The sequence below is a fragment of the Pseudomonas gorinensis genome (genome assembly GCF_042015035.1).
In the GTDB taxonomy this organism is placed as follows: Bacteria; Pseudomonadota; Gammaproteobacteria; order Pseudomonadales; family Pseudomonadaceae; genus Aquipseudomonas; species Aquipseudomonas gorinensis.
This window is the reverse complement of the sequence record NZ_CP167125.1, coordinates 792,315-818,422: the sequence shown is the minus strand read 5'-3', so window position 1 is coordinate 818,422 and position 26,108 is coordinate 792,315. Positions and strand designations below refer to the sequence as shown.

Below are 26,108 nucleotides of genomic sequence, written 5' to 3'. Positions count from 1 at the left end.
TGGCTCTACGCCACACCCCGCAGGGTGATAACGCGCCGCCGAGAATAACGCATTTCGGGCCTGGCTTTAACGGGGTGGCAACCGTTGCAGGCGCTCAAGAATGTCGAGTACCACCATACGAGGCGGCCGCTCATCGGTTTCCACCACCAGATCGGCGATTTCCCGATACAACGGATCGCGCAGCGCCAGCAGATCCCGCAAGGTTTTCGCCGGGTCGGCGGTGCGCAGTAATGGGCGATTGCGATCGCGAGCAGTGCGGCCCACCTGCTGCTCGACCGACGCATGCAGATAGACCACCCGACCACCGGCATGCAGGGCCCGGCGATTTTCCTCGCGCATCACCGCGCCACCGCCGGTCGCCAATACCACGCCATCGCAGCCGCACAGCTCGGCAATCATCGCCTGCTCGCGGTCGCGAAAGCCCAGCTCGCCTTCCTTATCGAAGATCCATGGGATATTGGCGCCCGTGCGCAATTCAATTTCCTTGTCGGAATCTTTGAATGGCAGGCGCAGCTCTTTGGCCAGCAAACGGCCGATGGTGCTTTTGCCAGCGCCCATCGGTCCTACAAGAATCAAATTTCGCACAGAATCAACGACTCACAGCAATCGCCTGGTTATTCATAATACGCGGAGTCAGGAATACCAGCAGCTCGGATTTTTTCTCCGCCAGCACATCGCGCCGGAAAAGGCGGCCAAGATACGGCACATCGCCGAAAAATGGCACTTTATCTACCACTTTGCTTTGGGTATTCGAGAAAACCCCGCCGATGACGATGGTCTCGCCATCCTTGACCAGCACCTTCGCGTTCACCTCGTTTTTCTTGATCGGCGGTACGTCGTTGAGCTTGTTCAGGTAGTCGGGCTCGTCCTTGGTGACCTTGACCTCCATGATCACGCGGTCGTCAGGCGTGATTTGCGGGGTGACCTCCAGTGACAGCGAGGCCTCCTTGAAGGACACCGAGGTGGCGCCACTGGAGCTGGATTCCTGGTAGGGGATCTCGGTGCCCTTGAGGATGCGCGCGGTTTCCTTGTCGGACGTCACTACCTTGGGTTGCGAGACGATTTCGCCATTGCCGGTCTTCTCCATGGCCGTCAGTTCCAAGTCCAGCAGCAGGTTATCGGTGATAAACGCGACGCCCAGCCCTGAGGTGCCCGTAACCGCGCCCAGGTCGACAAAGGGCGAACTGGGCGGGTTATCCGGCAGTTCCTCGCCGCTCGCCAAGGGTTTGCTGATACCACCTGCGCCCCACTTGCCGTGACTCAATCGACCGCCCCAACGCGCGCCCAGGCTTTTGTCATAGTCAACGTTGGCCTCGACAATCCGCGCCTCGATCATCACCTGGCGCACCGGGATGTCCAACTGCGCCACGATCCGCCGCAGCTCCTCCAAGCGCTCGCCGGTCTGGTAGGCGATGATGTTATTGGTGCGATCATCCACCGCCACCGAACCGCGCTCATCGGTCGCGCCCTCGTGCCCCGTCACCGACTGGAACAGCTTGGCCAGGTCCGCTGCCTTGGCGTAGTTGACCTGTAACAGTTCGCGGCGCAGTGGCGCGAGTTCGGCCATCTGCCGCCGCGACTCCAGGGTCAGCAGTTCGCGGGCGGCCAGCTCGTCGGCAGGCGCCACCAGCAAGACACCGGCCTTGATGCGCTTGTCCAAGCCCTTGCTTTGCAACACCAGGTCCAGGGCTTGATCCCAGGGCACGTCCCTGAGCCGCAGGGTGATCGCGCCCTGCACTTCGTCGCTGGCCACCAGATTGAGGCCCGCCACATCGGCGATATGTTGCAGCACCGCGCGTAGCTCGATGTTCTGGAAATTGAGGCTCAGCTTGTCGCCGGAGTAGCTCGGCGACGCGCTTTCGGGTGGCGGCAGCTGGATCAGGTCCACACGATTGGGCACAGCGAAAACCATCGGTGCCGTGAACGCTATCCATAGCGCCACACCGAAGGACGAGAAAGTCCTTTTCATTGTTTGATTCCGTTATGAGTTGACGTTGAGTACGAGGGTTCGCGGGCGCTCCAGCCAGGCACCCTGTTCATTCGGGAAAAGCTCGACCAGTTCGACATGACCATCATGAATGGCGGTCACCCGACCATGGTCGGGCCCCAGGTAGTCACCCACTGCGAGCCGATGCACCGCGGAGGCCGCCCGCAGCAGGGCAAAGCGCTGCACACCACGGGACAGCGTGCCGACCATTTCGAACTGGTCGATAGCGATAGCTTCGAGCGCGCCTCGTGGCCGCGCGAAGTCGGGGGCCTGGGTTGGCCGGCCTGGCGTGTGATGTACCTGCAACGCAGGCGGCTGGAAGGGATCGCGCAAGGACGAAGCGTCGTAGACAAAGTGCGGCCGCGGCTCGACGCCCTGGCCGAGCTCTACCGACCGGACACCTGGCGACGTACGCCGATAGGTCCTGGCCTGCAGGTCGAGGCGCAGCAGTGGCCCATCAGATCGCAGCGCCAGATCGTGTACCGTGACGATTCGCGACAACCCGGCCAGAGCGCTCAGGAATGTCGCCAGGTCGTGATACCCCCCGGTGACAGCCATTTGCACGGGCTGCTCGATATACAAGGCGTGCGCCTGCTCATCCAACAGGACGATGCCCTCGACTGCCAAGCCATTGGCGACGCCCAACCGCGCTATGTCTTCAAGCAGCCTTGGCACTTCAGCCTCTTGGGACAACGCCTGCAAAAGCCCGGCGAAGCGCTGTTGCATCGCCTGGAACTGGTGGGTTTGCTGTTCAAGCGCGGCGACCAGCCCAACCTTCTCGGCGAGCTGCTGCCGCAAGCCTCCTTCCCGCACCTCGAGTACCTTCAACCGGTCCCGCGACGGACTCAGGCATGCAGCCTCGCCCACTACCAGCACCAGGCCGGCGAGCGCGCAGCCGAGCAGGACCTTGCCAGGCAAGGGCCATTTCGCAGCGTGGTGAGAGAGTGCAAAAAAGTCGAGCCTGGGCAGGCTCATGGCTGGGCCTCGGTGGACGCTCCCTGGCGTACCATCAATTGAAACCCGTTGCTGCCCCGCTCGCCTTCCGCCCGCACCTGTTGCAGACGCGTCGCGTGGGCGCCTTCGGAGGCGTCCAGGCGGCGCATCAACTGGGCGATATCCTGGCTCGAATCAGCGCTGCCGCTGATGCTCACCGTATTGCCCTTTGCCACGACCTCATGCAGATGTACGCCATCAGGCACCGCACGGGCCAGTTGATCCAACAACCGGGCACTGCCGGAGCGGGCGTCATGCAGGTCCTGCACGACTTTCATGCGCTCCGCCAGTTGCTGGCTTTGCACCTGCAGGTCGTCGATGGTCTTGATGCGCGCGTCCTGGACAGTGATTTCCTTGCCCAGGTGATTGTTACGCGTCACCTGCCGGTCGATCGCCTGGTCGATAACCTGGTCCGCCAGCCATACCGCCGCCAGCGCCACGCAGGCAAACGCCAGCAACAGCATCAGGAGATACTTGCGCCGCCGCTCCGCCAGTGCCTGGCGCCAGGGCAAAAGATTGATTCGTGTCATCCAGCGAAACTCCTCAGGGCCAACCCGCAGGCTACTCCCATCCCTTGGGCATCCAAGGCCCACTGTGCGCCATCGACTCGACGGCCCGGCGTGAAGCTGGCGAAATCCTGACTGCTTGCGCGCGCCAATGCAAACCCTTCCACATCGACCACTCGCGGCACCAACCCGGCCAAGGCCAGAACCGCCTCACGCGCCTCGACCTGCTCCTTGAGGCATGCCGCCAGCAACACCTCGACCCGCTTCGGGTCCGCGGCCGATGGACCGCGCACCTGAAAGTCCAGGGCCATCTCCTCCAATGGGTAGGGAATGTATTGGTCTGCCTCCATCAGGATCATGCAGGCCATTTCATCGTCACTGAGCCCTGCCTCCATTTCGATCACCCGCGTGATCACCGAGGACCCAGACACGGCAATCGCCGCCTGCCGGGCCGACGTATGCAGCCGGGACAACGCCTGCTGCAGCGCCAGCCCGATGCCCTCAAGGTCGAGCAACGTGCCATCGACCACCGCGCGGGCCGGCAGGGCCTGCGTGGCGTAGCCTTGAACGGTGTAGCCGCTGGCTGAACGCCCCAGCTCGACCAGTTTGATCCCCGCTTCATTGATATCGACCCCCAGGACGGTGTCGACTTTTCGCCTGAAAAATCCCTTTACCATAAAACTCCTCATTGCTTTCCCTGTCATACCGCCTGATTGCGGCCGGGCACCCTGCATTCGGTCGGCTTGTTTAAGAGGCGCGAATGACGCCCCAAGGCGAAAAATGCTTTAATGCCCAGCGTTTTTTCCCGCTTTTTATCTGCAGGTCGGGTCGATCCATCGTTTCCCATGCATACCCCGGCGCCTAACTCATTCTTTTCTCTGGAAATCCAAAAGCCTTGATTCGTCTGCTGAAGTTTTTCGGGTACTCCATCATCGCGATCGTCTGCGGGCTACTGCTCGTACTCAGCGGGGCCTACCTCTACCTTAGTCCGGGTTTGCCCTCTGTAGAGGCCCTGAGAAGCATCCAGTTGCAGATTCCTTTGCGGGTCTACAGCAGCGATGAAAAACTGATCGCGGAGTTCGGCGAAATGCGCCGTACCCCGATCCGTTTCGCCGACATCCCGCCCAATTTCATCAGCGCATTGCTGTCGGCTGAAGACGATAATTTCGCCAACCACTACGGTGTCGACCCCAGCAGCCTGGTACGGGCCGCCACGCAGTTGGTCAAAAGCGGACACATTCAATCCGGCGGCAGCACCATCACCATGCAGGTGGCGAAGAACTTCTTCCTCACCAGCGAACGCAGTTTTTCGCGCAAAGCCACCGAGATTCTCCTGGCCTTACAGATCGAACGTCAGCTGACCAAGGACGAAATCCTCGAGCTGTACGTCAACAAGATCTACCTGGGCAACCGCGCCTACGGCATCGAAGCCGCATCCCAGGTGTACTACGGCAAGTCGATTCGTGACGCCAGCCTGGCGCAGATGGCGATGATTGCCGGCTTGCCCAAGGCGCCGTCGCGCTTCAACCCCCTGGCCAACCCGGCGCGCAGTAAAGAACGCCGCGACTGGATCCTGGGCCGCATGTACAAGCTGGGCAAGATCGACCAGGCCGCCTATGAAAGTGCGGTGGCCGAGCCGCTGAACGCCAGCTACCACGTGCCGACGCCGGAAGTGAACGCCCCGTATATCGCCGAGATGGCGCGGGCCGAGATGGTCGGCCGCTATGGCAGCGATGCCTATACCGAAGGTTTCCGCGTCACGACCACAGTGTCGAGCGACTTGCAGGAAATCGCGAATACCTCGTTGCATTCCGGCCTGATCACCTACGATCAGCGCCACGGCTATCGCGGCCCTGAGTCGCGCCTGCCGGGCAAGACCCTGAGCGCCTGGACCGCCGAGCTGGGCAAGCAGCGCGCAATCAGCGGCCTGGAGCCGGCCATCGTCATCCAGGTGCAAAAGGATGGCCTGCAGGTACTGACCCGTACCGGCGAAGCCCATGTCGCGTGGGACAGCATGAAATGGGCACGCCCATTCCTGAATACCAACAGCATGGGCCCAATGCCCAAGCAGCCGTCAGACGTGGCGCAGGTGGGTGACCTGATCCGCGTGCAACGCCAGAAAGACGACAGCCTCAAGTTCAGCCAGCTCCCCGTGGCCCAGGGCGCCCTGGTGTCCCTCGACCCACAGAACGGCGCAATCCGCTCCCTGGTCGGCGGCTTTGCCTTCGAGCAGAGCAACTACAACCGCGCGACCCAGGCCAAGCGCCAACCGGGTTCGAGCTTCAAGCCGTTCATCTACAGCGCCGCACTGGATAACGGCTACACCGCCGCCAGCCTGGTCAACGACGCGCCGATCGTGTTTGTCGATGAGTACCTGGACAAGGTCTGGCGCCCCAAGAACGACACCAACACGTTCCTCGGCCCGATTCGTATCCGCGAGGCGCTGTATAAGTCGCGCAACCTGGTGTCGATCCGCCTGCTGCAGGCGATGGGCGTAGGCAAGACCATCGACTACATCACCCGCTTTGGTTTCGCCAAGTCGGACCTGCCACCCAACTTGTCCCTGGCCCTGGGTACCGCGACCCTCACGCCGATGGAAATCGCCACCGGCTGGAGCACCTTCGCCAACGGCGGCTACAAGATCACGCCCTACCTGATCGACAAGATCGAAAGCCGCAATGGCGATACCCTGTTCACCGCCAACCCGCCACGCGTGCCGGGTGACGTGGTCAACGGCGTGGCAGCCAGCGATGGCATTGCGGCGCCGAGCCACGGTGGTATCACCATCGAGCCGACCCCAGGCACCGCCCCCGTAGCACCGGGCGCCGCCGCCACCGACCCACAGGTACCCGCCGTGGCCGAGCGCGTGGTCGACGGTCGCACCACTTATATCCTCAACAGCATCCTCGAAGACGTGATCAAGAAGGGCACCGGCCGCCGCGCCCTGGCCCTGGGCCGCGCGGATATCGCAGGCAAGACCGGTACGACCAACGAATCCAAGGATGCCTGGTTCTCCGGCTACAACGGCGACTACGTGACCACCGTCTGGACGGGCTTCGACCAACCGGAAAGCCTTGGCCGCCGCGAGTTCGGTGGCACCGTCGCATTGCCGATCTGGATGAGCTACATGGGCGCGGCATTGAAGGACAAACCGCTGCATACCCAACCGGAACCTGAAGGCATCCTGAGCCTGCGGATCGACCCGGTGAGTGGCCGTGCGGCATCGCCGAGCACCCCGAATGCGTACTTCGAGCTGTTCAAGAGCGAAGACACCCCGCCCTCGGTCAACGAGCTGGGCAATGGCGTTGCACCGGGCAGCCCGCTGCCGGCGGATGAGGCGGCGCCGATCGATTTGTTCTGACCTGGGCCTCAAGCCTACGCAGAACCCAATGTGGGAGGGGGCTTGCCCCCGATAGCCGTGGACCAGCCAGCTCATCGAGTGACTGACACACCGCCATCGGGGGCAAGCCCCCTCCCACATTTGGGCCTTCTAAAATCTTCAGATAACTGTCACCCAACAAAAAGCCCCGACTCGTGAGAGCCGGGGCTTTTTGTTGGTGTGCTACAACGGCTTAGCCGTTGAACACATCATCCACGCTTTGCAGCGGGTAGTTCTTCGGATACGGCAGGGTCGCCACACCGGTCTCGATGGCGGCTTTAGCCACGGCATCGGAGATCACGGTGATCAAGCGCTTATCCATTGGTTTCGGGATGATGTACTCACGGCCGAATTCCAGCTTGGCGCCACCGTAGGCATCGCACACATCCTGAGGGACTGGCAGCTTGGCCAGTTCACGCAGGGCGTTTGCAGCAGCCACTTTCATTTCTTCGTTGATGCGCTTGGCGCGAACGTCCAGGGCACCACGGAAGATGAACGGGAAGCCCAGTACGTTGTTGACCTGGTTCGGGTAATCGGAACGGCCGGTGGCCATGATCACGTCGTCGCGGGTGGCGTGAGCCAGCTCCGGGGCGATTTCCGGGTCCGGGTTGGAGCAGGCGAACACGATCGGGTTGGCCGCCATGGCCTTCAGGCCTTCAGCGCTCAGCAGGTTCGGGCCGGACAGGCCGACGAACACGTCGGCACCGTCAAGGGCCTCAGCCAAGGTGCGCTTGGAGGACGGGTGGGCAAACATCGCCTTGTACTGGTTCAGGTCGGTACGCTCGGACTGGATCACGCCCTTGCTGTCGACCATGTAGATGTTTTCCAGCTTGGCGCCCATGCTGACGATCAGCTTCATGCAGGAGATGGCCGCAGCGCCAGCACCCAGGCAGACGATCTTGGCGTCAGCCAGGGTTTTGCCAGCGATTTCCAGGGCGTTGATCATGCCGGCCGCGGTAACGATCGCGGTGCCGTGCTGGTCATCGTGGAATACCGGAATGTCGCACTGCTCGATCAGGGCCTTTTCGATCTCGAAGCACTCAGGTGCCTTGATATCTTCCAGGTTGATGCCACCGAAGGTGATGGAAATGCGCTTAACGGTGTCGATGAAAGCCTGCGGGCTTTCGGAATCGACTTCGATGTCGAAAACGTCGATGCCGGCAAAGCGCTTGAACAGCACGCCTTTACCTTCCATGACTGGCTTGGAGGCCAATGGGCCGAGGTTACCCAGGCCAAGGATCGCGGTGCCATCGGAAATCACTGCAACCAGGTTGCCTTTGCCGGTGTACTTGTACGCCAGCTCAGGGTCGCGGGCGATTTCACGTACGGGCTCGGCAACGCCAGGGCTATAGGCCAGCGACAGGTCGCGGGCAGTGGCAGTGGCCTTGGTGAGCTCTACACTCAGCTTTCCTGGACGAGGATGGGCATGATATTCGAGAGCGGCAGTTTTCAAATCAGACATATCGGCATTCCGCTTTTACTGTTGGTCGACGGACCGCCGAGGATACTCGTGTCGCAAAGTCCCTACAAGACTGGGCAGTCACCGGTGTCAAGGGCCCTGCACTAAGACTTTCGGCCAAGAGCCACGGGATACAAGGGCTTAACTGTTCACAATCGACACAAAAAATGTCTACAATTTTTTCTCAAGGCGTGGTTTTCAACATGCCGGGGGCGGTCAGTGGCAGGAGCCAACGGGCCTGTCCACTTTTCAGGCCGCCACGTCGCGCACGATCCTGTACCCAGCCACGCGCCTCGATCGAGCGGCCTTGCAGACCATCGAGCAGCGTCGTGTCGAATTGACTGATCAAATCGGGCGCAATGCGTAATACCAGCGCCCCTTGCAATTCAATCCAGATTCCGCCGCGATTGCGCTCTATCCTGCTGACCCGGCCGCCGACCACGGCAAACCCGGAACGCTTGAGCTGCTCCGCGCTTTGCACCGGCGATTGGTGCCACACCCCCAGGCGTGCCTGGCGAGCGCTGTCTTCCGCCGCCTGCTGACAGGTGACAAGGTCGACATTCGGCGCCACGCCCACCTGGAAACCCAGGCCGTCGGCCAGCAGTTGCGCCTCCAGGTTCTCGCCGTTGGCACCATAGAGGTGGGCCAGCGTGCGGCCATAATGATCCTTGCGCTCACGCCCCGGCACCAGGCCCACGCGCCCCTCACTGGCGTCCACCAGTGTCTGCAGGCGCAGGCGGGCGGCAACGGCAAAAGGTTCGTCGGGGCGGCCCTTCTTACCGATTTCCGGCGCGTTGAGGCCGATCATACGCACGCTGCGGCCATCCTCGAGGCGCACCGTGTCGCCATCCACCACGCGCTGCACGTCTACGCGCGCCAGGGCCGCCGGTGCGGGGCAGAACACCTGGGCCTGGGCCGCCGACAGCCAAATCCCAGGCACAAAAAAGGCGCCCACAAGGGACGCCTTTTTCAACAGCTGGCAAAAGCCCATAAGGCCCTTGAGCCTTACTCTGCTGGAGTAGCAGCAGGCTTCTTGCCGAAAGCACCAAAGCGATCTGCGAAGCGCTGTACACGGCCGCCGGTGTCCAGAGTTTTCTGCTTACCGGTGTAGAACGGGTGGCACTCGTTGCATACGTCAGTACCCAGTGGCTTGCACAGGTTCGAGCGAGTTTCGAACTTGTTGCCGCAGCTGCAGGTTACTTCGATGGTTTCGTACGCTGGATGGATATCGGCTTTCATGGTGACTTCCTCGGGCTAGCGTGCCGCCACTCGACACTATTGTCGAATACCGCACGTAATTAGGCCGCGGATTCTACCAGACCTTTTTAAACGCGCAAGCGTCGACGCCCGTCGCCGGTAAAGATAAAAGCGCCTTTCATCAGAAAACAACGGCATAGCCTGGCCCTTGCGGGAGCGCTCTGGCTCGCGATGCAGGCACCGCAGTGCTGCATGCTCACCGCCGGTCTGCTAGTCTCCCGCCCCTGCGCCACCGCCTGCCCTTATAGATGAGACCCCCCGCGTGCCCGACGCCATCCTGCGCCTCGCCCTGCCCTCGCCCCTGCGCCGCCTGTTCGACTACCGGGCCCCAGCCGGTGTGCTGCGCGCGCAGTTGCAGCCGGGCATGCGCGTGCGCGTGCCGTTTGGCCGCAGGGAGATGATCGGCATCCTGGTGGAAGTCGCCGACCACAGCGAAGTGCCCGCCGAAAAACTCAAGCCCGCCGTGGCCATCCTTGATGCCACGGCGCCTCTGCCGCCCGCGCTGTTCAAGCTGTGCCTGTGGACCGCCCAGTATTACCAGCACAGCCTGGGCGACACATTGAGCTGGGCGCTGCCCGTACTGCTGCGCCAGGGCGAGCCGGCCGAGGCGCGCCAGGAGCGCTTCTGGTCGATGGTGCCCGGCGCGCGCCTTGACGACCCACGCATCGCCCGTGCCCCGCGCCAGCGTGAAGCCCTCGCCACCCTGGCCCAGCACCCCCATGGCGTCGCGCATCAGCTATTAAGCAAACTGATGCTGAGCAAAGACAGCCTCGACCTGCTGCTGGCCAAGGGCCTGGTGCAAGTGGAAATCCGCAAGCACGCCCCCGACCCACGCCACGAACACTGGCTGGCCCAGCCGGAATTGCCGCTCAACCCCGAACAACGCGCCGCGTACGAAGCCATTCGCGCCGGTTTCGACTGTTTCCACGCATTCCTGCTGGCCGGTGTCACCGGCAGCGGCAAGACCGAAGTCTATTTGCAGCTGATCCGCGAAACCCTGCAAGCCGGCAAGCAGGCGCTGGTGCTGATCCCCGAAATCAACCTGGGCCCGCAGACCCTGGCGCGTTTCGAGCAACGCTTCAACGCGCGTATCGCCCTGGTGCATTCGGCGGTCAACGACCGGGAGCGCCTGGAGTCCTGGCTGGCGGCGCGGGACGGCGAAGCAGACATCATTATCGGCACCCGTTCGGCGCTGTTCACGCCGATGAAAAATCCCGGGCTGATCATCATCGACGAGGAGCACGACGGCTCCTATAAACAGCAGGAAGGCCTGCGCTACCACGCCCGCGACCTGGCGCTGGTGCGCGCCCGCCAGGAAGACATCCCGATCGTGCTGGGCTCAGCCACGCCGTCCCTGGAAAGCCTGCACAACGCCTACACCGGTCGTTATGGGCTGCTGCGCTTGAATGAACGGGCCGGCGGCGCCAAACAGCCCCGCTTCCTGCGCCTGGACGTGAAAAGCCGACCGCTGGACAGCGGGATTTCCGGCCCGATGCAGCAGGCCATCGGCCAGACCCTCGCTGCCGGCCAGCAAGTCCTGGTGTTTCTCAACCGCCGTGGCTTTGCGCCGACGCTGCTGTGCCATGACTGCGGCTGGATGTCCGAGTGCGAGCGCTGCGATGCGCGCATGACCGTCCACCAGCGCCATGGCGAACTACGCTGCCACCACTGCGGCCATGTGGAGCGCGTGCCACGCCACTGCCCGCAGTGCGGCAAGGTCGACCTGCGCCCGGTGGGTGCCGGCACTGAGCGCGCCGAAGAGCGCCTGGGCATTCTGTTCCCGGACTACCCGGTACTGCGGGTCGATCGCGACAGCACCTCGCGCAAAGACGCGATGAACCAACTGTTCGCCACGATCCAGAAAGGCCAGCCGTGCATCCTGGTGGGCACGCAAATGCTTGCCAAAGGCCATCACTTTCCCCGGGTGACCCTGGTATCGATCCTGGATGCCGATGGCGGCCTGTTTTCCGGCGATTTCCGCGCCAGCGAGCGCATGGCACAACTGATCGTGCAGGTCGCCGGGCGCGCCGGGCGGGCTGAGGAGCCGGGCAAGGTGATCATCCAGACACACCTGGCCGACCATCCACTGCTGATTCAACTGACAGAACAAGGCTACTTCGCCTTCGCCGAGCAGGCGCTGAGTGAACGCCGCTCCGCTGGCCTGCCGCCCTTTGCGCACCTGGCGTTGCTGCGCGCCGAAGCCCACAAGCCGGGGCAGGCCGAAGGTTTTCTGGATGAAGCGTGCAGCGCTGCCGAACGCTTGCTCGGCGAACTGGGCCTGGGCGGCATCGAATTGCTCGGCCCCGTGCCCGCCCCCATGGAGCGCCGCGCCGGACGTTATCGCGCTCAACTACTCCTGCAAGCCATCTCCCGCGCGCCCCTGCACCGGCTATTAAGTAGCTGGTTACTTGCGCTGGAGCAAATGCCCAGCGGCCGCCAGGTGCGATGGTCACTGGATGTAGACCCGGTAGATTTGTATTAAGCCTGGCCATAGGTCCTGCGAAGGTTGGCAAGCCCGCCCTCGCCACGGATAATGCCCAGTTTTTCCACCTGCGCATCGCGCACCGCCGCTTGCGGTCGAAAGAGAACACCATGAAAGACACCATTCGCCAGCTGATCCAACAAGCCCTCACCCAACTCGTCAACGAAGGTGTGTTGCCTGAAGGCCTGACGCCGGCGATCCAGGTGGAAAACACCCGCGACAAGACCCACGGTGACTTCGCCAGCAACATTGCCATGATGCTGTCCAAGCCCGCCGGCATGAAGCCGCGCGACCTGGCAGAGAAAATCATCGCCGCGCTGCCCGCCGACCCACAGGTGAGCAAGGCCGAAATCGCTGGCCCAGGCTTTATCAATATCTTCCAGAACACCCAGGCCCTGGCCTCGCGCCTCGACGCCGCGCTGGCCGATGCCAGGATCGGCACGCGCAAAGCGGGTGATACCCAGCGTGTGGTCATTGACCTGTCGGCGCCGAACCTGGCCAAGGAGATGCACGTGGGTCACCTGCGTTCGACCATCATCGGCGACGGCGTGGCGCGGGTACTGGAGTTCCTCGGTGACACCGTGATCCGCCAGAACCATGTGGGCGACTGGGGCACCCAGTTCGGCATGTTGATGGCCTACCTGCAGGAAAACCCGATCACCAGCAACGAGCTGTCGGACCTGGAGAACTTCTACCGCGCCGCGAAGAAGCGCTTCGACGAATCCGAAGAGTTCGCCGACCGTGCCCGTGGCCTGGTGGTCAAGCTGCAAGCCGGCGACAAGGAATGCCTGGAACTGTGGAGCCGCTTCCGCGATATCTCGCTGGCCCACTGCCAACACCTCTACGAACTGCTCAACGTCAAGCTGACCATGGCCGACGTGATGGGCGAAAGCGCCTACAACGACGACCTGATCAACGTGGTCAACGACCTCAAGGCCAAGGGCCTGCTGGTCGAGAGCAATGGCGCGCAGTGCGTGTTCCTCGAAGAATTCAAGACCGCCGATGGCGAGCCGCTGCCGGTGATCATCGTCAAGGCCGATGGCGGCTACCTCTACGCCACCACTGACCTGGCCGCCGTGCGCTACCGCAGCGGCGTGCTCAAGGCGGATCGTGCGCTGTATTTCGTCGACCAGCGCCAGGCCCTGCACTTCCAGCAGGTGTTCGAAGTGGCGCGCCGCGCCGGTTTCGTCACCCACCCGATGCACATGGAACACATGGGCTTCGGCACCATGAACGGCGCCGATGGCCGCCCGTTCAAGACACGCGACGGCGGCACCGTGAAGCTGATCGACCTGCTGACCGAAGCCCAGGAACGCGCCTACACCCTGGTGAAGGAAAAGAACCCGGAGCTGGCCGAGGCCGATCTGCGCAACATCGCCCGTGTGGTGGGCATAGACGCGGTGAAATATGCCGACCTGTCCAAGCATCGCACCAGCGACTACAGCTTCAACTTTGAACTGATGCTCAACTTCGAAGGCAACACCGCGCCGTACCTGCTGTACGCCTACACCCGCGTGGCCGGGGTGTTCCGCAAGCTGGGCAAGGATTTCAGCGAAGTGCAAGGGCAGATCGTGCTGGAAGCCCCCCAGGAACAGGAGCTGGGCGCCAAGCTGGCGCAATTCGGCGAAGTGCTGAACAGCGTCGGCGAGAAAGGCACGCCGCATATCCTGTGCACCTATTTGTACGAAGTGGCCGGGTTGTTCTCCAGCTTCTACGAGAACTGCCCGATCCTCAGCGCCGACGACGAAGCCCACAAGCAAAGTCGCCTGCGCCTCGCCGCACTGGCTGGACGGACCCTCAAGCAAGGCCTGGAACTGTTAGGCCTGGAAACCCTGGAGCGTATGTAAGTTGGCCGCCAAGAAAAAACCTGCCCCCAAGCGCGGCGCCAGCCGCTACCAGGCACCGGCAAAGAAGCCCATTCCGGGCTGGCTGTGGATGGCCATCGGCCTCACGGTCGGCGCGTTTATCGTGTTCCTGATGAAGCTGGACCCAGGCCAGGGCGATGACGTCAAACGCGTCAAGCAGGAGCAGCAAAAAGCCACGAAAATCGCCGAGGCCAACAAGACCACGCCAAGTCCGACCGCACCGGTGAAGCCGAAATACGACTTCTATACGTTGCTGCCGGAATCGGAAGTGATCGTGCCGCCTGACGCCGTGCCGGAAAAAACCCTGCCGACGCCACAAGTGCCGACCACCCCGGTAACCCCGGCGGAAGCGGCAAAAATCGACACCGCCCGGGCCCAGGCCGCGCTGGCCGGGATCACCCCGCCACCAGCACCACCGGTTGCGGAGACCAAGGCAGCGCCGGTGACCAAGTTCTTCCTGCAAGCGGGCTCCTTCCCGAAACAGGCGGATGCGGATCGTGTGCGTGCGCAGATCATCCTGCTGGGACAGTCGGTGACGGTAGAATCCGGCACTGTGAAAGATGCGACCTGGTATCGCGTACTGGTGGGGCCGTTCAGCAACCGCGAACAGCTGACCGTGGCGCAGAAACAATTGGCGGGCGCGGGCTTTAGCAACCTGTTGTTACAACAACGCCAGAGCCGCTGATTCGGACTCAACTTCGATCAAAATGTGGGAGGGGGCTTGCCCCCGATGGCGGTGTATCAGTCACCAGATTGATTGACTGACACTCCGCTATCGGGGGCAAGCCCCCTCCCACATTGGTTCTTGGGTGTTCTCGAAAGTGTGTCAGACCGATAAACGCCACTCGTCCGCCATAAACCCCTACGGTTGAAATCCCCCCCGCCACCCCCATATGAGTTTCCATCCGGGCATTTTCGCCCCGCTGCGTGGAGACTCTCCCCTTGACCACCATCGTTTCAGTACGTCGCCACGGCAAAGTCGTCATGGGTGGCGACGGCCAGGTTTCCCTGGGCAATACCGTGATGAAAGGCAACGCGAAAAAAGTGCGTCGCCTGTACCACGGCCAGGTGCTCGCCGGTTTCGCCGGTGCCACCGCCGACGCCTTCACCCTGTTCGAGCGTTTTGAAGGCCAACTGGAAAAACACCAGGGCCACCTCGTCCGTGCCGCCGTCGAGCTCGCCAAAGAATGGCGTACCGACCGCTCCCTCAGCCGTCTCGAGGCCATGCTGGCCGTCGCGAACAAAGACGCGTCGCTGATCATCACCGGCAATGGCGATGTGGTTGAGCCTGAACATGGCCTGATCGCCATGGGATCCGGCGGTGGCTACGCCCAGGCGGCGGCCAGCGCGCTGTTGAAAAAAACCGACTTGTCGGCCCGCGAAATCGTCGAGACCGCCCTGGGCATCGCGGGCGATATCTGCGTATTCACCAACCACAACTTCACCATTGAGGAGCAGGACCTCGCCGAGTAAGCCGTAGGCTTATTCCCGCTTGAGGGCCGCACACACTATGTCCATGACTCCCCGCGAAATCGTCCATGAACTCAATCGCCATATCATCGGCCAGGACGATGCCAAGCGCGCCGTTGCCATTGCGCTGCGTAACCGCTGGCGCCGCATGCAACTGCCCGAAGAACTGCGCGTTGAAGTAACGCCGAAGAACATCCTGATGATCGGCCCGACCGGCGTCGGTAAAACCGAAATCGCCCGGCGCCTGGCCAAACTGGCCAATGCACCGTTCATCAAGGTCGAAGCGACCAAGTTCACCGAAGTCGGCTATGTAGGCCGCGATGTCGAGTCGATCATCCGCGACCTGGCCGACGCGGCCCTGAAGCTGCTGCGCGAGCAGGAAATGACCAAGGTCAGCCTGCGCGCCGAAGACGCCGCTGAAGAACGCATCCTCGATGCCCTGTTGCCGCCGGCACGCATGGGCTTCAACGAAGACGCCGCACCGGCCTCGGACTCCAACACCCGCCAGCTGTTCCGCAAGCGCCTGCGCGAAGGCCAGTTGAACGACAAGGAAATCGAGATCGAAATCGCCGAAGTGTCCGGCGTCGACATCTCCGCGCCGCCTGGCATGGAAGAAATGACCAGCCAGTTGCAGAACCTGTTCGCCAACATGGGCAAGGGCAAGAAGAAAAGCCGCAAGCTCAAGGTGAAAGAAGCGCTGAAGCTGGTACGCGACGAAGAAGCCGGGCGCCTGGTCAATGAGGAAGAGCTCAAGGCCAAGGCCCTGGAAGCGGTCGAGCAGCATGGCATCGTGTTTATCGACGAGATCGACAAGGTCGCCAAGCGCGGTAACTCCGGCGGCGTCGATGTGTCCCGTGAAGGCGTACAGCGCGACCTGCTGCCGCTGATCGAAGGCTGCACCGTGAACACCAAGCTGGGCATGGTCAAGACCGACCACATCCTGTTTATCGCCTCCGGTGCATTCCACCTGAGCAAGCCAAGCGACCTGGTGCCGGAGCTGCAAGGCCGCCTGCCGATTCGCGTGGAACTCAAGGCGCTGACCCCAGGCGACTTCGAGCGCATCCTCAGCGAGCCGCATGCATCGCTCACCGAGCAGTACTGTGAGCTGCTGAAAACCGAAGGCTTGGGCATCGAGTTCCTGCCGGACGGTATCAAGCGCCTGGCGGAGATCGCTTGGCAGGTCAACGAGAAGACCGAGAATATCGGTGCTCGTCGCCTGCACACCTTGCTGGAGCGCCTGCTTGAGGAAGTGTCCTTCAGCGCCGGTGACCTGGCCGGTGCGCAGAATGGCGAAACGATCAAGATCGATGCCGACTACGTCAACAGCCACCTGGGTGAATTGGCGCAGAACGAAGATCTGTCTCGTTATATCCTGTAAGCCATATACAGGATCGCTTTGCTTTCATGTGGGAGGGGGGCTTGCCCTAAGGCTTTTTTTGTAGGAGCGAGCTTGCTCGCGAAGAACTCACAAGCGCCGCGTTCATTCAGGACACGCGCGTCATCGTTGACGTTTTTCGCGAGCAAGAACTAGGCGTCCCCCTCGCTCCTACAGAAGTCGATGTACGGCATTTGGGCAAGCCCCCTCCCACATTTTGAGCCGGTTTATTCAGGATCATCATCAATGTCCAAATTTCCCACTGCTGTGAACCTGCACACAACCTCCAACACCCTCGGCCTCACCTACGGGCCCGATGAGGCCTACCGGTTGCCCGCCGAATTCCTACGGGTTCACTCGCCCTCCGCCGAGGTCCAGGGCCACGGCAAACCCATCCTGCAATTCGGCAAGCTCAACGTGCGCTTGAGCAAGGTCGAACCGGCCGGCCAGTACGCACTGAAATTGACCTTCGACGACGGACATGACAGCGGACTGTTCACCTGGGACTACCTCTACCAATTGGCCGTGCGTCAGGACGCACTGTGGGCTGACTACCTCGCCGAGCTCAAGGCAGCCGGCAAAACCCGCGACCCGAGTCAGTCGGTCGTACGGCTGATGCTCTAGCCCAGGCTTCTTGCTCTTTAGAGGGCATTTTCTAATTTCATCTGCTTGAATGCCCTGTCGCGTGGCCAACGATTGGCCCGCTTGCGAAAAAAATTAAACTCGGGTAACCAATGGAACTGGCAAGTTCCCTGCATTTGACGATGCGGTATCAACGGTCACCCGAGTCGCAGTACCTGGCTTGTGTTGTGTATCGAAAACTGGTGCGCAGCGGTACCCGGTACTCGTCTTTCGGACAATGGAGCGTCGTAGATGAGTAACAAGAATAACGATGACTTGAAACGCCAGGCCTCGGAAAACACCCTGGGGCTCAACCCGATCATCGCGTTACGTAAAAAGGATTTACTGGCCTCGGCCAAGATGGTGCTGACCCAAGCCATCAAGCAGCCGTTGCACAGCGTCAAGCACGTCGCCCATTTTGGCGTTGAATTGAAGAACGTGATGTTCGGCAAATCGCAGCTGCAACCCGAAAACGATGACCGTCGCTTTCACGACCCGGCCTGGAGCCAGAACCCGCTGTACAAACGCTACCTGCAAACCTACCTGGCGTGGCGCAAGGAACTGCACGACTGGATCGGCGACAGCAACCTGTCGGAACAGGACATCAGTCGCGGCCACTTCGTGATCAACCTGATGACCGAAGCCATGGCCCCCACCAACAGCGCGGCCAACCCGGCGGCAATCAAGCGCTTCTTCGAAACCGGCGGCAAGAGCCTGCTCGATGGCCTGTCCCACCTGGCCAAGGACATGGTGCATAACGGCGGCATGCCGAGCCAGGTCAACATGGGCGCCTTTGAAGTCGGCAAGAGCCTGGGCACCACCGAAGGCGCGGTAGTGTTTCGCAATGACGTACTGGAGCTGATCCAGTACAAGCCGATCACCGAGCAGGTGCATGAGCGCCCGTTGCTGGTGGTGCCGCCGCAGATCAACAAATTCTATGTGTTCGACCTGAGCCCGGATAAGAGTCTGGCGCGCTTCTGCCTGCGCAATGGCCAGCAGACCTTTATCGTCAGTTGGCGCAACCCGACCAAGGCCCAGCGCGAGTGGGGCCTGTCCACCTACATCGAGGCGCTCAAGGAAGCGGTGGACGTGGTCACGGCGATTACCGGCAGCAAAGACATCAACATGCTCGGCGCCTGCTCCGGCGGCATCACCTGCACCGCCCTGCTGGGCCACTATGCCGCGCTGGGTGAGAAGAAGGTCAACGCCCTGACCCTGCTGGTGAGCGTGCTGGACACCACCCTGGACACCCAGGTGGCGCTGTTCGTCGACGAGCAGACCCTGGAAGCGGCCAAGCGCCACTCCTACCAGGCCGGTGTGCTGGAAGGCCGCGACATGGCCAAGGTGTTTGCCTGGATGCGCCCCAACGACCTGATCTGGAACTATTGGGTCAATAACTACCTGTTGGGCAACGAGCCGCCGGTGTTCGACATCCTGTTCTGGAACAACGACACCACGCGCTTGCCCGCCGCGTTCCACGGCGATCTGATCGAATTGTTCAAGAACAACCCACTGGTACGCGCCAACGCCCTGGAAGTGTGCGGTACACCGATCGACCTCAAGCAGGTCACCGCCGACATCTACTCCCTGGCCGGCACCAACGACCACATCACCCCGTGGCAGTCCTGCTACAAGTCGGCGCAGCTGTTTGGCGGCAAAGTAGAGTTCGTGCTGTCCAGCAGCGGGCATATCCAGAGCATCCTCAACCCACCGGGCAACCCCAAGGCACGCTACCAGACCAGCGACAGCCTGGCGGGCAAGCCGCTTGAATGGCAGGAGAATGCGACCAAGCACACTGACTCGTGGTGGCTGCATTGGCAGGCGTGGCAGGCGGAAAGAGCGGGCAAGCTGAAGAAGGCTCCGACAACATTAGGCAATAAAACCTACGCCGCAGCAGAGGCGGCGCCAGGCACCTATGTGCACGAACGCTAGATTGAAATGCGTTCAAATGTGGGAGGGGGGCTTGCCCCCGATAGCGGTGGACCAGTTGATCCTGTGGTGACTGATACACCGCCATCGGGGGCAAGCCCCCTCCCACACTGACCTCACTCGGACTGCAATACTTCACAGGGCTTGAGCATGCCGCAACCGTTCATCTTCCGTACCATCGACCTGGATGGCCAGACCATCCGCACGGCGGTACGCCCGGGCAAGCCCCACTTGACACCGTTGCTGATCTTCAACGGCATCGGCGCCAACCTTGAGCTGGTGTTTCCGTTCGTCCAGGCCCTGGACCCGGACCTGGAAGTGATTGCCTTCGATGTGCCGGGGGTGGGCGGTTCGTCCACGCCCAAACGGCCGTATCGTTTCCCTGGCCTGGCCAAGCTCACCGCGCGCATGCTCGATTACCTGGATTATGGCCAGGTGAATGTGGTGGGTGTGTCCTGGGGCGGCGCACTGGCGCAGCAATTTGCCTATGACTACCCGGAGCGTTGCAAGAAGCTGATCCTCGCTGCCACCGCCGCCGGTGCGGTGATGGTGCCGGGCAAGCCGAAAGTGTTGTGGCTGATGGCCAGCCCCCGGCGGTATATCCAACCGTCCCACGTGGTGCGCATTGCGCCGATGATTTATGGCGGCTCGTTCCGCCGCGACTCGAAACTGGCCGCCGAGCACGCCAGCAAAGTGCGCTCGGCCGGCAAGCTGGGCTACTACTGGCAACTGTTCGCGGGGCTGGGCTGGACCAGCATCCACTGGCTGCACAAGATCCGCCAGCCGACCCTGGTGCTGGCCGGGGACGACGACCCGCTGATCCCGCTGGTCAACATGCGCATGCTGGCCTGGCGCATTCCCAACGCACAGTTGCACATCATCGATGACGGCCACCTGTTCCTGATCACCCGGGCTGAAGCCGTGGCACCGATCATCATGAAATTTCTCGAGGAGGAGCGCATGCGGGCCGTGATTCACCCGCGACCAGCGGTGTAAGGACCACACCGCCGCGCAACTTGCCGAGAACCGACTATGGTTCTGAATTGGCGTGCCTGTTGATGGCTTGACGAAGGAGTGTTGGCTCATGCGAGAAAGACCCGTGACGAACCCGGCGCCCACCCCCGCCGCGTTCATCAACGCGCAAAACGCGATCACCGGCCTGCGCGGTCGGGATTTGCTGTCGACCCTGCGCAGCGTTGCCGCCCACGGCTGGCGTAACCCCCTGCATACCGCCCGTCACGCCCTGGCCCTGGGCGGTCAGTTGGGGCGCGTGCTGCTGGGTGAGACCGTGCATGAGCCCAACCCGCGCGACAGCCGCTTCACGGACCCGACCTGGACGCTCAACCCCTTCTACCGACGCAGCCTGCAGGCCTATCTGAGCTGGCAGAAAGAAGTCCGCCACTGGATCGACGACAGCACCCTGAGCAGCGACGACCGGGCCCGTGCGCACTTTGCCTTCTCGCTGCTCAACGACGCCGTCTCCCCCTCCAACACCCTGCTCAACCCGCTGGCCGTCAAGGAGTTGCTCAACTCCGGCGGCAACAGCGTGGTGCGCGGCGTGAGCAACCTGCTCGACGACCTGCTGCACAACAACGGCCTGCCGCGCCAGGTGACCAAGCAGGCGTTCGAAGTCGGCAAGACCGTGGCCACGACCCCAGGCTCGGTGGTGTTTCGCAATGAGCTGCTGGAGCTGATCCAGTACAAGCCCATGAGCGAAAAACAGTACGCCAAGCCGCTGCTGATCGTGCCGCCGCAAATCAACAAGTACTACATTTTCGACCTGAGCCCGACCAACAGCTTTGTGCAATACGCACTGAAGAACAGCCTGCAAACCTTTATCGTCAGTTGGCGCAACCCGGATGTGCGTCATCGCGAATGGGGCTTGTCCACGTATGTGGCGGCGCTGGAGGAAGCGCTCAACGTCTGCCGGGCCATCACCGGTGCCCGCGAAGTCAACCTGATGGGCGCCTGCGCCGGGGGCCTGACCATTGCCGCCCTGCAAGGCCATTTGCAGGCCAAGCGCCAGTTGCGGCGCATCTCCAGCGCCAGCTACCTGGTGAGCCTGCTGGACAGCCAGATTGACAGCCCCGCCACCCTGTTCGCCGACGAACAAACCCTCGAAGCCGCCAAGCGCCGTTCCTACCAGCAAGGCGTGCTCGAGGGCCGCGACATGGCCAAGGTGTTCGCCTGGATGCGTCCCAACGACCTGATCTGGAACTACTGGATCAATAATTACCTGCTGGGCAAGGAACCGCCGGCCTTCGACATCCTGTATTGGAACAACGACAACACGCGCCTGCCCGCCGCACTGCATGGCGACCTGCTGGACTTCTTCAAGCACAACCCCCTGAGCCACCCCGGTGGCCTGGAGGTATGCGGCACGCCTATCGATTTGCAGAAGGTCACGGTGGACAGCTTCAGCGTGGCCGGGATCAACGACCACATCACGCCGTGGGACGCGGTGTACCGCTCCACCCAGTTGCTCGGCGGCGACCGGCGCTTCGTGCTGTCCAACAGCGGGCATATCCAGAGCATCCTCAACCCGCCGGGTAACCCCAAGGCCAACTATGTCGAGAACCCCAAGCTGAGCAGCGACCCACGGGCCTGGTACTACGACGCCAATCACGTCGAGGGCAGTTGGTGGCCGCAGTGGCTGGAGTGGATCCAGCAACGCTCAGGCGTACAGCGCGAAACCCTCACCGCCCTGGGCAACCAGAATTACCCACCGATGGAAGCGGCGCCGGGCACTTACGTGCGCGTGCGCTGAGCTCAACGATCACATTAAGAAGACTGGATGAAGACCCGCGACCGTATCCTTGAATGCGCCCTGCAGCTGTTTAACCAGAAGGGCGAACCGAACGTGTCGACCATGGAGGTGGCCAATGAAATGGGGATCAGCCCCGGCAACCTCTACTACCACTTCCATGGCAAGGAGCCACTGGTGCTCGGGCTGTTCGAGCGCTTCCAGAGTGAGCTGATGCCCCTGCTCGACCCACCGGCAGACGCCCAACTGGAAGCCGAGGACTATTGGCTGTTCCTGCACTTGATCATCGAGCATATGGCTCACTACCGTTTTTTGTTCCAGGATCTGTCAAACCTGGCGGGGCGCCTGCCGAAACTGGCCAAGGGCATTCGCAACCTGCTCACCGCGCTCAAGCGCACCCTTGCATCGCTGCTTGCGCACTTGAAGGCTGCGGGGCAATTGGTCAGCGATACCCAGGCGCTGGGGCAATTAGTGGAACAGATCACCATGACCCTGCTGTTCTCCCTGGATTATCAACGGATTCTCGATCGTGAAGGGGAGGTACGGGTGGTGATATATCAAATCATGATGCTGGTGGCCCCCCATCTGCTGCTACCGACACGACAGGCGACCGAGCGGTTGGCGCTGCGTTATCTGGAGGATGCGGTTTAACGGAGTGTTCAATACGGTCAGCCAAACTCCCCGAACTGCTGGGTAAACCTGAACAGTTCGCTGTCGCTCTTGATGCCCAACTTTCGATACGCCGATTGTTTTTGTGTACTGATGGTACTGACGCTGCGCGAGAACTTTGCCGCAATTGAATTCACAGACATCCCATCCAGAAAACACCGCAGAACTTCCTGCTCTTTTGGCGTAAGGCAGGCGTTCAACCATGACGAAGTTGAAAACTCCATGTTCGACGGTTTATGGGCAACATCAATAAGTGATTGCATACCCTGCAACGCTGGCATCATGCAGGGGTGCAGATAAATACGCCCCTGGGCCACCGTTCGAATCGCCGTAACCAACTCGCTCATGTTCTGGGTTTTGCCCAGTACCCCCCAACAACCCGCCTTCAAAGACATTGAAACAGTGGCGGGCGTGTAGTGTGAACATACAATCAAGGGCCTGCACTGGCGAAAACGTCGGTTCAACGTCTGGATCAAACTGAGGCCGTCGATTTCCGACGGCGCCAGAATAAAGTCCATGACCACCACATCCGCCGGCCGCAGGGTCAGCGCCTCCAGCAATTGCTTCCCCGTGCCGAAGGAGCCGATCACGCTGAGGTCGGCCTCTTTTCTCAAGCCCAACTCGATCCCCTGCCGAACCATCTCATGATCATCCAACAGAACGACGGTATATGGATTGGAACTTGAAGTCGGCATAAAGATACCCGCATGAATAAATGCAGCATCGAACCCACAATCACCCATTGTTTCTAGCCCGGTATAGCCCAGCCATGCACAGGGTTCAATACAGGCACGCAATAAGCCCCGCCACTTCCTACAGAAACAACTGAAAGAATATTCCCAATAGAACAGTAAAAACCCAAATTACAGCCGAAAAAAAATTTAACTAAAACAGCATGCTTTCGAACAATTTCGAACTAAAACTCGTCACGCTCCTATAGAAGTCATTCACGTTTAGATACAAATTACAGCCACCCGCCACTCAACACATGCTGTGTTTCAACCCGTGGCTGGCAACACCTGTCATTCATCAGTGGAAATGTCATGAACGTAAATGTTTTATCTACTGTCGCGGCCGCATTGGCCTTGACTGTTGCTGTATCACACTGCGCGCACGCTGCAGATGGCGTTATGAACTTCAGCGGCCTGGTCACCGATGTGACTTGCACGGTCGAGGGTGCGGCACCGGGCACCGGGGCTGTGGTCAAGGACGTCAACCTGGGCGGGGTTTCTGCCGCGCGCTTGGCGAAACCGGGTGATCGCGCCAACCTCACAGGCTTCACCATTCGCATTGGCGCGCCTGGCGAAGGCAGCTGCACCAACGGTCGCACCGCCATGGTTGCATTCGATCCCACCAGCCCCGCCATTGATGTGGCGACCGGCCGTTTGAACATCGATGGCCATGATGACCCGTCCGACACAACCAATGCCAAGAACGTACAGGTTGAAGTGACTAAACGCGATGGCTCGCCCCTGAACGTATACACCGAAAAATCTGAAGGCGTGGTAATCGCCGACAACCAGGCATTGATCCCACTGGCCGCACAAATGTATGCCAGCGGCGCGTCCACTGAAGGTACGGTCAAGACTCGGGTCGGCTTTACGATCGTGTACGCCGATTAAGGTGTGTAGACAACGGACCTGCAGCCGTCAGGCAGGTCCTCCCCTGACCCGAAGAGACCTCTGACACCATGAAAAGAATGGTCTGCCTCGCATTTGTAGCCTGTGGATTTGGGTTGCTCCCACCGCTAGCGCCCCCAGCCCATGCCGGCGTGATTATTTACGGTACCCGCGTGATCTTCCCGGCGGAACAACGAGAGGTCGTCGTGCGCCTGGAGAACAAGGGAGGCCGTCCGGCGCTGGTGCAATCCTGGCTGGATACGGGCAATCCACACTCAACACCGAGCACAACGCAAACGCCGTTCACCCTTTCGCCGCCGATCTTCCGCATTGAGCCGCATCAGCAACAGGCGTTGCGCCTACGCTACTCCGGCGAACCAGCACCTGCCGATCGCGAAAGCCTGTACTGGCTGAATGTGCTGGAAGTACCGCCGCGCACCGCCAATACAGAACAAAACAACCAGATCGAACTGGCGTTCCGTACCCGCGTGCGCGTGTTCCTGCGGCCCGATGCATTGCCCTACCCGGTGAGCAGCGCCCCATCAAAACTGCAATGGGCACTGGTGGCCCACGAGCAGGGCTATGCGCTGCAAGCGACCAACCCGACGCCCTACCATATCTCCCTGACCTCGGTTGACTTGCTGAGCGGCGGCAAACGCTTCAGCAAAGCGGCAAACAAGGATGCCAACGATGGCCTGCTCATGCCGGCCGGTGACATCAAATTGTTTGCACTGCCGCTGCTGCGCAGTCGCCCCAACGATGTGGCAGAAGTCGAGTTCACCAGCGTCAGTGACTTCGGTGCCCGCGTGCGCCACTCGGCCCCCCTTGCCCCTCCAGCCGCCAGATGAATACCCAGATGAACGCGCGCTCCATTTCATACTTGTCAGTCAAGTTCATGGCCTTGGTTTTCGTGCTGTCGGGCAGCACTGCCGCACACGCGAGTGTTGTCATCGACAACACCCGTATTGTCTACCCGCAGCACGCCAAGGAGGTGACGGTCAGGCTTGAAAGCAAGAATCAGGCACCGGTGTTGATCCAGGCCTGGCTGGACAAGGGCGACGAGCACTCGACACCGGACCTGACCGGCATTCCTTTTATTGCCACCCCTCCCATTTTTCGTATGGAGCCAGGCAAACAACAGGTCATGCGCCTGGCGTATACGGGAGAGGCCTTGCCGTCGGCCCAGGAAAGCCTGTTTTGGTTCAATGTGCTCGAGGTACCCGCCCAATCGCAAGGCCCCGAACACAGCAACCAGTTGCAGCTCGCCTTCCGCTCTCGGATCAAGCTGTTTTTCCGTCCGCCCAACCTGCCTTACGGCGCCGACGCCGCACCCGGAAAACTGCAATGGCGTCGCGAATTGACCGAGCAAGGCCAAGTCCTGGAGGTCTATAACCCCACGCCTTACTACGTGACTTTCGAACAGGTCCAACTGCTCGAGGCCCAGCACGGCCCTACCCACCAGGCCTCCACCTCAGGCACCGCGAATATGGTGATGCCCGGCGGTCGCAGCCGTTTTGAACTGCCCAACCTCAAGTCGCCGCCAGGCAGCGCGGCAACCGTGGAGTTTCAGACGCTGGATGACTTCGGAGTAACGGTCTCTCACCGCGCCAAGGTCTCCACATGACCACCTGACGCCGCCGCCTCGCGAGCCGCCATCGCCTGGCGGGTCACGCAGCCCACTTCATTACCTACGTTCGGTTGATGCCCATTGCTCAGGGCAGGGCTTCCCTTTG

Annotated in this window: 22 protein-coding genes and 1 pseudogene; 14 read left to right on the top strand and 9 right to left on the bottom strand. The window is 61.4% G+C overall.

Features of this window, described 5'->3' with window-relative positions:
- Window positions 1–66: 66 nt before the first annotated feature.
- From aroK to pilM, 5 genes and pseudogenes are all read right to left on the bottom strand, one after another.
- Window positions 67–585: a shikimate kinase AroK gene (aroK, locus tag AB7933_RS03680; protein ID WP_024072964.1), complete on the bottom strand. Its 519-nt coding sequence runs from the start codon at window positions 583–585 to the stop codon at window positions 67–69.
- 4 nt (window positions 586–589) lie between these two features.
- Window positions 590–1,846 (bottom strand): annotated as a pseudogene (locus AB7933_RS03675) (type IV pilus secretin PilQ); the annotation flags it as partial.
- Between the two features lie 135 nt (window positions 1,847–1,981).
- Entirely contained in the window at window positions 1,982–2,962 is a 981-nt protein-coding gene (locus tag AB7933_RS03670; protein WP_024072962.1) for a pilus assembly protein PilP, read from the bottom strand.
- The gene (locus AB7933_RS03665) at window positions 2,959–3,510 is read right to left on the bottom strand and encodes a PilN domain-containing protein (RefSeq protein ID WP_024072961.1); all 552 of its coding nucleotides are present in this window, start codon (window positions 3,508–3,510) and stop codon (window positions 2,959–2,961) included. The genes AB7933_RS03670 and AB7933_RS03665 overlap by 4 nt, the downstream gene beginning before the upstream one ends.
- Window positions 3,507–4,163, bottom strand: a complete 657-nt coding sequence (gene pilM / locus AB7933_RS03660; protein WP_024072960.1) for a type IV pilus assembly protein PilM — start codon at window positions 4,161–4,163, stop codon at window positions 3,507–3,509. The genes AB7933_RS03665 and pilM overlap by 4 nt, the downstream gene beginning before the upstream one ends.
- A 221-nt stretch (window positions 4,164–4,384) precedes the next feature.
- Here pilM and AB7933_RS03655 point away from each other — a divergent pair, with 221 nt between their 5' ends.
- Window positions 4,385–6,847: a penicillin-binding protein 1A gene (locus tag AB7933_RS03655; protein ID WP_370531104.1), complete on the top strand. Its 2,463-nt coding sequence runs from the start codon at window positions 4,385–4,387 to the stop codon at window positions 6,845–6,847.
- Between the two features lie 211 nt (window positions 6,848–7,058).
- Here AB7933_RS03655 and AB7933_RS03650 read toward each other — a convergent pair whose 3' ends face one another.
- From AB7933_RS03650 to rpmE, 3 genes are all read right to left on the bottom strand, one after another.
- The gene (locus tag AB7933_RS03650; RefSeq protein ID WP_024072958.1) at window positions 7,059–8,327 is read right to left on the bottom strand and encodes a malic enzyme-like NAD(P)-binding protein; all 1,269 of its coding nucleotides are present in this window, start codon (window positions 8,325–8,327) and stop codon (window positions 7,059–7,061) included.
- A 181-nt stretch (window positions 8,328–8,508) separates the two neighbouring features.
- The gene (locus AB7933_RS03645) at window positions 8,509–9,315 is read right to left on the bottom strand and encodes a thermonuclease family protein (RefSeq protein WP_024072957.1); all 807 of its coding nucleotides are present in this window, start codon (window positions 9,313–9,315) and stop codon (window positions 8,509–8,511) included.
- Between the two features lie 14 nt (window positions 9,316–9,329).
- Window positions 9,330–9,563: a 50S ribosomal protein L31 gene (gene rpmE, locus AB7933_RS03640; protein WP_005784030.1), complete on the bottom strand. Its 234-nt coding sequence runs from the start codon at window positions 9,561–9,563 to the stop codon at window positions 9,330–9,332.
- A gap of 280 nt (window positions 9,564–9,843) precedes the next feature.
- On the opposite strand from rpmE, the gene AB7933_RS03635 reads away from it, so the two are divergent.
- The 10 genes from AB7933_RS03635 to AB7933_RS03590 all read left to right on the top strand — a co-directional run bounded on the left by AB7933_RS03635 (window position 9,844) and on the right by AB7933_RS03590 (window position 22,738).
- The gene (locus AB7933_RS03635; protein ID WP_024072956.1) at window positions 9,844–12,063 is read left to right on the top strand and encodes a primosomal protein N'; all 2,220 of its coding nucleotides are present in this window, start codon (window positions 9,844–9,846) and stop codon (window positions 12,061–12,063) included.
- Window positions 12,064–12,173: 110 nt separating this feature from the next.
- Window positions 12,174–13,910 (top strand): arginine--tRNA ligase, encoded by a 1,737-nt coding sequence (gene argS, locus AB7933_RS03630; RefSeq protein WP_024072955.1) that lies wholly within the window; start codon window positions 12,174–12,176, stop codon window positions 13,908–13,910.
- Between the two features lies 1 nt (window position 13,911).
- Entirely contained in the window at window positions 13,912–14,613 is a 702-nt protein-coding gene (locus AB7933_RS03625) for an SPOR domain-containing protein (protein ID WP_024072954.1), read from the top strand.
- A 257-nt stretch (window positions 14,614–14,870) separates the two neighbouring features.
- A complete protein-coding gene (hslV, locus tag AB7933_RS03620) occupies window positions 14,871–15,401 on the top strand; it encodes an ATP-dependent protease subunit HslV (protein WP_010563201.1) in 531 nt (176 codons plus the stop codon).
- A 37-nt stretch (window positions 15,402–15,438) separates the two neighbouring features.
- On the top strand, window positions 15,439–16,776 hold the full coding sequence (gene hslU, locus AB7933_RS03615; RefSeq protein WP_024072953.1) for an ATP-dependent protease ATPase subunit HslU: 1,338 nt from the start codon (window positions 15,439–15,441) through the stop codon (window positions 16,774–16,776).
- A gap of 243 nt (window positions 16,777–17,019) precedes the next feature.
- A complete protein-coding gene (locus AB7933_RS03610; protein ID WP_024072952.1) occupies window positions 17,020–17,397 on the top strand; it encodes a gamma-butyrobetaine hydroxylase-like domain-containing protein in 378 nt (125 codons plus the stop codon).
- A 249-nt stretch (window positions 17,398–17,646) separates the two neighbouring features.
- A complete protein-coding gene (gene phaC, locus AB7933_RS03605; protein ID WP_024072951.1) occupies window positions 17,647–19,326 on the top strand; it encodes a class II poly(R)-hydroxyalkanoic acid synthase in 1,680 nt (559 codons plus the stop codon).
- A 147-nt stretch (window positions 19,327–19,473) separates the two neighbouring features.
- Complete coding sequence (gene phaZ, locus AB7933_RS03600; protein WP_024072950.1) at window positions 19,474–20,319, top strand: poly(3-hydroxyalkanoate) depolymerase; 846 nt, start codon at window positions 19,474–19,476, stop codon at window positions 20,317–20,319.
- 88 nt (window positions 20,320–20,407) lie between these two features.
- A complete protein-coding gene (gene phaC, locus AB7933_RS03595; RefSeq protein WP_024072949.1) occupies window positions 20,408–22,090 on the top strand; it encodes a class II poly(R)-hydroxyalkanoic acid synthase in 1,683 nt (560 codons plus the stop codon).
- Window positions 22,091–22,117: 27 nt separating this feature from the next.
- Window positions 22,118–22,738, top strand: a complete 621-nt coding sequence (locus tag AB7933_RS03590) for a TetR/AcrR family transcriptional regulator (RefSeq protein WP_024072948.1) — start codon at window positions 22,118–22,120, stop codon at window positions 22,736–22,738.
- A gap of 17 nt (window positions 22,739–22,755) precedes the next feature.
- Here AB7933_RS03590 and AB7933_RS03585 read toward each other — a convergent pair whose 3' ends face one another.
- A complete protein-coding gene (locus tag AB7933_RS03585) occupies window positions 22,756–23,451 on the bottom strand; it encodes a response regulator transcription factor (protein WP_041161082.1) in 696 nt (231 codons plus the stop codon).
- 348 nt (window positions 23,452–23,799) lie between these two features.
- Here AB7933_RS03585 and AB7933_RS03580 point away from each other — a divergent pair, with 348 nt between their 5' ends.
- From AB7933_RS03580 to AB7933_RS03570, 3 genes are all read left to right on the top strand, one after another.
- On the top strand, window positions 23,800–24,378 hold the full coding sequence (locus tag AB7933_RS03580; RefSeq protein ID WP_024072946.1) for a fimbrial protein: 579 nt from the start codon (window positions 23,800–23,802) through the stop codon (window positions 24,376–24,378).
- Window positions 24,379–24,446: 68 nt separating this feature from the next.
- On the top strand, window positions 24,447–25,223 hold the full coding sequence (locus AB7933_RS03575) for a fimbrial biogenesis chaperone (RefSeq protein WP_024072945.1): 777 nt from the start codon (window positions 24,447–24,449) through the stop codon (window positions 25,221–25,223).
- A gap of 8 nt (window positions 25,224–25,231) precedes the next feature.
- Window positions 25,232–25,999 (top strand): fimbrial biogenesis chaperone, encoded by a 768-nt coding sequence (locus tag AB7933_RS03570; RefSeq protein ID WP_024072944.1) that lies wholly within the window; start codon window positions 25,232–25,234, stop codon window positions 25,997–25,999.
- Window positions 26,000–26,108: the final 109 nt, after the last annotated feature.

Excerpts from the sequence above, each read along its gene's own strand:
- AB7933_RS03590 (WP_024072948.1), top strand. The coding sequence starts at position 22,118 with ATGAAGACCCGCGACCGTATCCTTGAATGCGCCCTGCAGCTGTTTAAC.
- hslU (WP_024072953.1), top strand. The coding sequence starts at position 15,439 with ATGTCCATGACTCCCCGCGAAATCGTCCATGAACTCAATCGCCATATC.
- rpmE (WP_005784030.1), bottom strand. The coding sequence starts at position 9,563 with ATGAAAGCCGATATCCATCCAGCGTACGAAACCATCGAAGTAACCTGC.
- AB7933_RS03610 (WP_024072952.1), top strand. The coding sequence starts at position 17,020 with ATGTCCAAATTTCCCACTGCTGTGAACCTGCACACAACCTCCAACACC.
- AB7933_RS03580 (WP_024072946.1), top strand. The coding sequence starts at position 23,800 with ATGAACGTAAATGTTTTATCTACTGTCGCGGCCGCATTGGCCTTGACT.
- AB7933_RS03670 (WP_024072962.1), bottom strand. The coding sequence starts at position 2,962 with ATGAGCCTGCCCAGGCTCGACTTTTTTGCACTCTCTCACCACGCTGCG.
- pilM (WP_024072960.1), bottom strand. The coding sequence starts at position 4,163 with ATGGTAAAGGGATTTTTCAGGCGAAAAGTCGACACCGTCCTGGGGGTC.
- AB7933_RS03585 (WP_041161082.1), bottom strand. The coding sequence starts at position 23,451 with ATGCCGACTTCAAGTTCCAATCCATATACCGTCGTTCTGTTGGATGAT.
- AB7933_RS03575 (WP_024072945.1), top strand. The coding sequence starts at position 24,447 with ATGAAAAGAATGGTCTGCCTCGCATTTGTAGCCTGTGGATTTGGGTTG.
- AB7933_RS03570 (WP_024072944.1), top strand. The coding sequence starts at position 25,232 with ATGAACGCGCGCTCCATTTCATACTTGTCAGTCAAGTTCATGGCCTTG.
- phaC (WP_024072949.1), top strand. The coding sequence starts at position 20,408 with ATGCGAGAAAGACCCGTGACGAACCCGGCGCCCACCCCCGCCGCGTTC.
- AB7933_RS03650 (WP_024072958.1), bottom strand. The coding sequence starts at position 8,327 with ATGTCTGATTTGAAAACTGCCGCTCTCGAATATCATGCCCATCCTCGT.
- AB7933_RS03645 (WP_024072957.1), bottom strand. The coding sequence starts at position 9,315 with ATGGGCTTTTGCCAGCTGTTGAAAAAGGCGTCCCTTGTGGGCGCCTTT.
- phaC (WP_024072951.1), top strand. The coding sequence starts at position 17,647 with ATGAGTAACAAGAATAACGATGACTTGAAACGCCAGGCCTCGGAAAAC.
- argS (WP_024072955.1), top strand. The coding sequence starts at position 12,174 with ATGAAAGACACCATTCGCCAGCTGATCCAACAAGCCCTCACCCAACTC.
- AB7933_RS03665 (WP_024072961.1), bottom strand. The coding sequence starts at position 3,510 with ATGACACGAATCAATCTTTTGCCCTGGCGCCAGGCACTGGCGGAGCGG.
- phaZ (WP_024072950.1), top strand. The coding sequence starts at position 19,474 with ATGCCGCAACCGTTCATCTTCCGTACCATCGACCTGGATGGCCAGACC.